The sequence below is a fragment of the Janthinobacterium sp. Ant5-2-1 genome (genome assembly GCF_001445815.1).
Taxonomy (GTDB): Bacteria; Pseudomonadota; Gammaproteobacteria; order Burkholderiales; family Burkholderiaceae_D; genus Janthinobacterium; species Janthinobacterium lividum_E.
In genome coordinates this window covers 1-8,513 of sequence record NZ_LNCE01000143.1, presented here as the reverse complement: position 1 = coordinate 8,513, position 8,513 = coordinate 1, and the positions used below count along the sequence as shown (strand labels likewise).

The 8,513-nt window shown below is 56.9% G+C and carries 6 protein-coding genes; 5 read left to right on the top strand and 1 reads right to left on the bottom strand.

From position 1 onward, the window contains the following. On the bottom strand, positions 1 to 867 hold an 867-nt coding region (locus ASN89_RS26645), incomplete at its 3' end, for a DUF4158 domain-containing protein (protein WP_152988707.1). A gap of 752 nt (positions 868 to 1,619) precedes the next feature. Between ASN89_RS26645 and ASN89_RS26640 the strand changes: the two genes are divergently transcribed. From ASN89_RS26640 to ASN89_RS26625, 5 genes are read left to right on the top strand one after another with little or no spacing between them, the layout of a single operon-like run. Beyond that, positions 1,620 to 2,969 (top strand): TolC family protein, encoded by a 1,350-nt coding sequence (locus ASN89_RS26640; protein ID WP_082654774.1) that lies wholly within the window; start codon positions 1,620 to 1,622, stop codon positions 2,967 to 2,969. Next, a complete protein-coding gene (locus ASN89_RS26635; protein WP_058051343.1) occupies positions 2,966 to 4,537 on the top strand; it encodes an efflux RND transporter periplasmic adaptor subunit in 1,572 nt (523 codons plus the stop codon). Before ASN89_RS26640 ends, ASN89_RS26635 begins: the two co-directional genes overlap by 4 nt. Next, the gene (locus ASN89_RS26630) at positions 4,534 to 7,689 is read left to right on the top strand and encodes an efflux RND transporter permease subunit (protein ID WP_058051342.1); all 3,156 of its coding nucleotides are present in this window, start codon (positions 4,534 to 4,536) and stop codon (positions 7,687 to 7,689) included. Before ASN89_RS26635 ends, ASN89_RS26630 begins: the two co-directional genes overlap by 4 nt. A gap of 5 nt (positions 7,690 to 7,694) precedes the next feature. Then, positions 7,695 to 8,054 (top strand): hypothetical protein, encoded by a 360-nt coding sequence (locus tag ASN89_RS28870; RefSeq protein WP_133250774.1) that lies wholly within the window; start codon positions 7,695 to 7,697, stop codon positions 8,052 to 8,054. A gap of 58 nt (positions 8,055 to 8,112) precedes the next feature. Further along, positions 8,113 to 8,373 (top strand): hypothetical protein, encoded by a 261-nt coding sequence (locus ASN89_RS26625; protein WP_058051341.1) that lies wholly within the window; start codon positions 8,113 to 8,115, stop codon positions 8,371 to 8,373. Positions 8,374 to 8,513: the final 140 nt, after the last annotated feature.

The following is an 8,513-nucleotide window of genomic DNA, read 5'->3' as shown; positions in this document are numbered from 1 at the left end:
GATATCGTCCATTGCCTTCTGCAACTGGCTTTGAATCAGCAGCACGATGAGGGTGTGGCGCTTGAGTGGCTTGATCCGCCGCATTTCCGCCACATCCAGGGCACGCGCCTCCAAAACGAGTTGTTCACGCTTGGTTGCGGCGATGGCCTCAGTATTGGGCAGGTCCTGCGCCAGCGCGATCATGGTGTCAATGTGGGCCAAGAAATCCGTCACCGCACGCACATTGGGCTGCTTCGGCTCGCGTTTGAGGCTATCCCATATGCGCAGGTTCTCACCGGCAGTGAGCATGTGTTCAAGACGCTCGACCACGCAAGTTGGCAATCCGCCAGCCACCGCCTTATAGATGCCGTCGTTGACGCTGGTGCGGGACTGGCGAGCCAGCCTGAACAAGTAGGTGAATCCAGGCAGTTCCAGGCGACGCTGGACCAACTCCTCAATCAGGACATTGATAATGTCGGGTAGCTCCTGCTTGGTATGGGCAGCCTGCAGGGCCTGATCTTCCAACCAGTATTCATCGGACGAGTCCATCACCCGGATCCCCACATACCCGCGCAGACGGCGCTGGTGTATTGTCTTGCTACCGGATTGATCATATTGTGCCAGTGCCCGTTTTGCCGGAACGCGCAGACCGCTATGTTCGCAGATATGCCGCACCACGATAGCCGGGACGCTCGACAAGGGGACGAAATAACCAAGCCTTTGCACCAGCATAAGTTGGATAAGCAAAAAAGTACGATGCGATGCTTGGCGATACAGAGTGAAGATATGGTCAATTTGAGCGCGCGAAGGCGTGTAGATCGCCCCGAGCTCCTGCTCAGTGAATTCTTGTTTCAGGCGTGGATAAGCCGTTTCATGAATATTCGTCATTGAAATCAGTCGACACCGGTCCAGCGAAGGAATTGCTGGAAATCGTGCATCGATTGCAAGTTTTTTGTCAAGCAATTAAACGTAAAGCATTCCAATCCGGCGACATATGTCTTTGACCTTCCCCATTATGGTAATGCGTATAGTGATGATACCGGTCATTCGGATCCGTACTTGCTCACGGTCAAGTGCATCGCAGCAATACCTTGACAGTGGGTCTGATACAACCTAGGCTACGAATACCGTCCATATAGATAGTTTATGAAGACCTCCCGCACAGTGCGATTGTTCACGACTCTTGTCGCGATACTTAGCATGCTGTTCATGCAGCATGCGGTTGCTTCGTACCTGTGCCCTGGCGTACCGATGGGAGGCGGTGGCTCTGTTGTAGCCGCAGGTGTTAGGGCATCTGCGATGCCCGCGATGACAGATTGCGCTGGCATGGACACTGACCAGTCGACGTTGTGTCAAATTTATGCTGTGGGAGATGCATCCAGGCAGTCGCTGGACAAGACACCTGTCGCCGACCACCCATCATTCGTCCCTGTTGTCCTGCTTTTGACGTTAGCTATTTATGACACTCCCGTAGTGTATTCAGCAAAACCTCCTTTGCTCATTACCTTGGCGAGGCCAACGGCACCGCCTATCGCTATCCGCCATTGCTGTTTGCGTATTTGATACTCCAGACTGCCTAGATCGTCATCGCCTTGTCGGGTTCGACAGGGCGTTGTTGCCCATCGCATTCTGGAGCTGCCATGCCAATCCCGTACTCCGTGCAGTCGCATGCACGCGTCGTCCGTCTTCGCCCATTCATGAAGACGGCGCTCGCTCTCGCCCTTACTTTTCCGCTGCTTGCCTTCGTTCATGATGCGCGCGCGGCCCCCCAGCCAATCACCTTCACCGAGGCGCTGCAGCAGGCTGTCGTCCGCTCGCGCCAACTTCATGCGCAGGACCAGGCCACTGTCGCTGCACATGAAATGGCGGTAGCGGTGGCGCAGCGCCCCGATCCCACTCTCAAGGTCGGCATCGATAATGTGCCCTTAAGTGGCAGTGATCGCTTTAGTTTGAGCGGGGATTTCATGACGATGCGGCGCATCGGCATTTCGCAGGAACTGACACGCGCCGATAAATTGCGCTGGCGTTCCGCACGTCTTGAGCGCGAAGCCGACAAGGCGCAGGCGCAAAAAGATGTCGCACTCGCCGCGATTCAGCGCGACACGGCGATCTCCTGGCTCAACGTCTACTACATTCGGAAAATGTCAGTAGTTCTGACAGAACAAGTGGTCTTTTCCCGCCAGGAAATTGACGCCGCTACGGCCGCCTATCGGGGCGGGCGTGGCAGCCAGGCCGACGTGCTGGCTGCGCGTTCTGCCTTGTTAACCCTTGAGGACCGAGCCAGTCAGGTCGAACGCGACCTCAATACGGCAAAAAACATGCTGGTGCGTTGGACCGGCAGCAGCGGCGAACTTGCCGATGCCAGCATGCCCGACTTGGGCACCATCCCTCTGGACCCGGTGTTGCTCGACACTGAACTGGCGCACCGCCCGCAGATCATGGTGTTGAATCGGCAGGAAGAAGTCGCCCAGGCCGACGTCAATCTGGCGCGAGCGAATCGGCATCCGGACTGGAGTATCGAGTTCGCATTCCAGCAGCGCGGCGCGGCCTACTCGAACATGGTCTCCGTTGGCCTATCCCTGCCATTACAGTGGGATCGCAAAAACCGGCAGGACCGCGAACTAGGCTCCAAACTCGCCTTGGTCGAACAAGCGAGGAGCGAACGCGACGAATTGCTGCGAGAAGATGCCGCCAACATCCGTGCCTTGCTCATCGAATGGAGGAGTGGCCAAGAACGTAGCGAGCGCTACGCGCTCCAGCTATTGCCCCTTGCCGACGAGCGAAGCCAAGCGGTCCTGGCCTCCTATCGTGGCGGAAAAGCCTCTTTGGCTGAGGTGCTCGCTGCCAGGCGTAACAGTGCGGACATGCACGTTCAGTTGCTGCAGTTGCAGATGAATACAGCCCAGTTCTGGGCACAGCTTCGCTTCCTCTTTCCCGACATCGCAATCACGCAGATTTCCGCAGTACATCGCCAGCAGGAATTCAAATGAACAATAAGAAATTACACGTCCTGGTACTTGCGGGTGCCCTTGCAGCGGTCGCTTATGCCGGTTACCAGTTTGGTTTACGACAAGCACATCAGACAGTATCTACAGGTGACGTCAAGGCGGTATCCGGCAACGCAGCAGGCGCCGCGAGTGCTGCCAACAAGAAACCATTATATTGGCATGACCCCATGGTGCCAGGCCAGAAGTTTGACAAACCCGGTAAGTCACCGTTCATGGATATGCCGCTGGTGCCCGTCTATGCTGCGGGGGATGGTGAGGACAGTAATGTTACGATCAGCCCGCGGGTCCAGCAAAACCTGGGAGTGCGCACAGCGCTCGTCACATCAGGAAGGATGTCCGCCGGCTTGGTTGCCGTCGGTAACGTTGCCTATAACGAGCGCGACGTGGCACTGGTGCAGGCGCGTAGCGGTGGATTTGTAGAGCGCTTGTATGCGCGTGCCCTGCTCGATCCGGTGAAAAAGGGGCAACCCTTGGCTGACTTGTATGTCCCTGATTGGATCGCGGCACAAGAAGACTATCTGGCAAGCCGTCGTATGCAAGGCAATGAGACAGCATCCCTGGTCGATGCTGCCCGCCAGCGCATGCGGCTTGTTGGTATGAGTGACGGGCAAATCCGGCTAGTCGAATCGAGTGGAAAGGTACATCCTCGCCTGACGGTCTCAGCACCCATCAGCGGTGTGATCGCAGAGCTTGGCGCTCGCGAAGGAATGACCGTCTCCGCCGGTGCGCCGCTGTTTCGCATCAATGGGCTCGCGACAGTGTGGGTCAACGCGGAAGTGCCCGAGAGCGTGGCGGCCAAGGTTCGCCCCGGTGATGCCGTCGAAGCGCGGGTACAAGCGCTACCCGGAAGTATTTTCAAAGGCAAGGTGAATGCCATTTTGCCGGAAGTTAATGCTACGACGCGAACCCTGAAAGCCCGTGTGGAGCTGGCTAACCCCGGCGCCCAGTTGTTGCCCGGCATGTTTGCTACGTTGACCTTCACGTCAAACAATGGCGCCGATGTTTTGCAGGTGCCATCGGAGGCAGTCATCCAGACGGGTACGCGCAGCGTTGTCATGCTTGCCCAGGAGGGTGGCAAGTTTATGCCCGTCGATGTGGAGGCCGGCAGCGAAGGCAATGGTCTCACCGAAATCCGCAAGGGCCTGTCCGCTGGCCAGAAAGTGCTCGTCTCGGCGCAGTTCCTGGTCGATTCCGAGGCCAGCCTGAAGGGAACCACGACACGCTTGAGCGATACGCCATCCCCGGATGCAGACAAGGCACCCCCGCGCCACCATGGGGTAGGCAAGGTCGAACAGATCGGCAAGGACGAAATCACCATCTCGCATGGCCCTATCACGTCGCTGCAGTGGGGGGCGATGACGATGGGTTTCAAAGTGCCCTCCACGGGCTTGCCGCGCAATGTCGGCATAGGTGACCGAGTCGCCTTCGACATCAGGCAAGGCGAAGATGGCAGCTTTGAGATCGTGGCCATTGCGCCGACCTCCGGTGTGCCGAAACCCGAGAACAAACCCATGGGTGGCATGAAGGCACCAGCGGGAGTGGCGAAATGATCGCAAAACTGATCCGCTGGTCTATCGGCAACCGATTTCTGGTCTTGTTGGTGACTGTATTCATTACGGCCTGGGGCATATGGTCGCTGGCGCGCACGCCGCTCGACGCCATTCCCGACCTGTCGGACGTGCAGGTTATCATCCGCACCAGCTATCCGGGGCAAGCGCCACAAATCGTCGAGAACCAGGTCACATATCCACTGACCACCACCATGCTGTCGGTGCCGGGCGCCAAGACGGTGCGTGGATATTCGTTTTTCGGTGACTCCTTCGTCTACATTCTGTTTGAAGACGGTACCGATCCATACTGGGCGCGATCACGGGTGCTGGAATATCTGAACCAGGTGCAGTCACGCCTGCCACCGCAGGCAAAAACCGCACTCGGACCAGATGCGACCGGCGTCGGCTGGGTCTATGAATATGCGCTGGTCGACCGTAGCGGCAAGACCGATTTGTCGCAATTGCGCGCCTTGCAGGACTGGTTTCTCAAGTATGAGTTGAAAGCGGTGCCCAACGTCTCGGAAGTGGCCAGCATTGGCGGCATGGTGCGGCAGTACCAGATTGTGCTCGATCCGGACAAGATGCGCGCCTATAACATCCCGCATGGCAAAATCATTGATGCCGTGCAGAAAGCCAATCAGGAAACGGGCGGCTCCGTGCTGGAATTGGGCGAGGCCGAATACATGGTACGGGCCTCTGGTTATCTAAAGTCGCTGGATGACTTCCGTAAGATTCCGTTGATGACGTCTGATGCCGGCGTATCTGTGCGGCTGGGCGATGTCGCACGCATCCAGATCGGGCCGGAAATGCGGCGCGGGATTGCTGAATTGAATGGCGAGGGCGAAGTTGCTGGTGGCGTGATCATTATGCGTTCCGGGAAAAATGCGCTGGAAACCATCGATGCCGTCAAAGTCAAACTGGAAAAGCTAAAAGCGAGCTTGCCGCCCGGCGTCGAGATCGTCCCAACCTACGATAGGTCGAGCTTGATCAAGCGCGCCGTGAGCAACCTGAAAGAAAAGCTGATCGAGGAATTCATTGTCGTCGCTGTGGTCTGTGCGCTGTTCCTGTTTCACTTGCGCTCGGCGCTGGTGGCCATCATCACGCTGCCGATCGGCATTCTGATCGCTTTTATCGTCATGTACTACCAGGGAGTCAACGCCAATATCATGTCGCTGGGCGGTATCGCCATTGCCGTCGGCGCGATGGTCGATGCCGCCGTGGTGATGATCGAGAATGCCCACAAGCATATTGAAGCCTGGAATCATGCCCATCCAGGAAAGCAGCTGAAGGGCAATGAGCACTGGCGTGTCATTGGCGACGCTGCGGCTGAGGTCGGGCCAGCACTGTTCTTTTCGCTATTGATCATCGTTCTATCGTTCATTCCCGTGTTCACCCTGGAAGCGCAAGAGGGGCGTTTGTTTTCACCGCTGGCTTTTACCAAGACGTATGCGATGGCGGCAGCGGCTGGCTTGGCGGTCACGCTGATTCCCATTTTGATGGGCTATCTGATCCGCGGCCGCATTCCTGATGAGCAAAAGAACCCCCTCAATCGCTTCCTGATCGCGCTATATCGTCCCTTGCTTGATATCGTGCTGCGTTTCCCGAAACTGACTTTGTTGGCGGCCGCACTGGTAGCGGCCATCACGATCTGGCCCATGAGTCGACTCGGCGGCGAATTTATGCCGCCACTGGATGAAGGCGATGTGCTGTACATGCCATCGGCGTTGCCCGGGCTGTCCGCCGGCAAGGTCGCGCAGTTGTTGCAGCAGACTGACCGGCTGATTAAAACGGTACCCGAGGTACAAAGCGTCTTCGGCAAGGCCGGCCGAGCCGAGAGCGCCACTGATCCGGCGCCGCTGGAAATGTTCGAAACCATGATCCAGTTCAAGCCGCGCGATCAGTGGCGCCCTGGCATGACGCCAGAAAAATTGATACAAGAACTGGATCGCACCGTCAAGGTGCCTGGGCTGTCCAACATCTGGGTGCCGCCGATCCGTAACCGGATCGACATGTTGGCCACGGGCATCAAAAGCCCGGTCGGCGTCAAGGTCGCAGGCGTTAGCTTGGAGGAAATTGACCGCATCACAGGTGAAATAGAGCGCGCAGTCAAGAAGGTGCCGGGCGTCTCCTCGGCGCTGGCCGAGCGCCTGAATGGCGGACGGTACATCGACGTCAATATCGATCGCGACGCGGCCGCCCGCTACGGCTTGAATATTGCAGACGTGCAAAGCGTGGTGTCGGCGGCGATCGGCGGTGACAATATCGGTGAAACTGTCGAAGGATTGCAGCGTTTCCCGATTAATGTGCGTTATCCACGCGAGGTGCGCGACTCAGTCGAGAAACTGCGCCAGCTACCGGTGCTGACAGAGCGGGGGGCGCAAATCCGGCTGGGTGATGTCGCCGCGATCCGCATCGACGACGGTCCACCGATGCTCAAGAGTGAAAATGCCCGGCTGTCAGGCTGGGTGTATGTCGATATTCGCGATCGCGACTTGAGTTCGACTGTGTATGACATGAAGCAAGTCGTCGCCAGGGAAGTCAAATTGCCGGCGGGTTACTCCATTGCATGGTCGGGGCAGTTCGAATATCTAGAGCGTGCCACTGAAAAACTCAAAATCGTCGTGCCAGCGACCTTGCTTATTATCTTCGTGCTGCTTTATTTGACCTTCAAGCGCTTCGATGAAGCGGCCTTGATCATGGCAACGTTGCCGTTTGCGCTGGCCGGCGGCATTTGGCTACTGTGGTTGCTCGACTATCACCTGTCAGTCGCCGGCAGCGTCGGCTTCATCGCGTTGGCTGGCGTCTCGGCCGAATTCGGCGTAATCATGCTGCTTTATTTAAAGCATGCCTGGGATGAACGTCTGGCGAATGGTAACGCTGGTGAAACCGATCTGCTCGATGCAATTCGTGAAGGGGCGGTCTTGCGCGTGAGGCCCAAGGCAATGACGGTGGCGGTCATTATCGCCGGCCTGGTGCCGATTATGCTGGGCACCGGCACTGGGTCGGAGGTCATGCAGCGCATCGCCGCGCCGATGGTTGGCGGCATGATTACCGCGCCGTTGTTGTCCATGTTTGTGGTCCCTGCGGTTTATCTGCTGCTACGTCGGCGTCAGATCCGTGCCGCCGGCTCGGCAGCAGCAGAGGAGAATTAGCCGTCATGAGACCGTTTGGCACCTACCGATCGGCTAAGCACCTCGTGTATTTCGTGAGGTGTGCGGTGGTGTTGTTCGGTTTTATCTGGTGCAGCCATGTGCCGGCGTTTCCACTGCAAAACGACATGCGTGCATCTGCGGCGATTGCGCAGCCGATGGCCATGCCAAGCTGCCAGCCATGCGCCTTCTGCTATATGGGACCACCTTTTGCCGACCATAACGCAGGCGGCGACTATCCGGATCTCGGTGCTACCACTGCTACGATGCGTTTTGTTTCGCAAACGGATAGAGGTGATTTTTTTTCTGATATGTCAGACGTTCCCGCAGTTGCGCTGCGGCTTTTGTATTGTCGATGGTTGAATTAGCCACTTGACCATGGGGATGACGATGCATACATCAAATTAGTTTATCGAGGAGTCTATCATGAAAAAATTACTACTTACGCTGCTCTGTATCAGCACTCTTAGCACTGCATTTCCCGCCTTCGCTGGCCCGGACTGGCAACTGATTGAGCAAGGGCGCAAGGCCAAGCAGGCGCAAATGATGCGAGCGGCCAATAAAGCCCCGCAAGCTGGAATGGAACATCAGATGGAGCCAAAAATGGATCATCAAATGGATCCGAAAATGCATGAAAAAATGGATCAAATGATGAAGGACTGTCAGGAAATGATGAAGAAAAAGTAACGCGTTTTTGAGTGCTGGATGCGATCGCTGCTGGTGGCATATGCGGCCAGCAGCGATCGTATCCATTCAGGTGCTTACCCGATCACGCCATGACTTAATCTTTCCGTTGCCGGCGGTAGTTGCATTAAGTCGCTACTGTC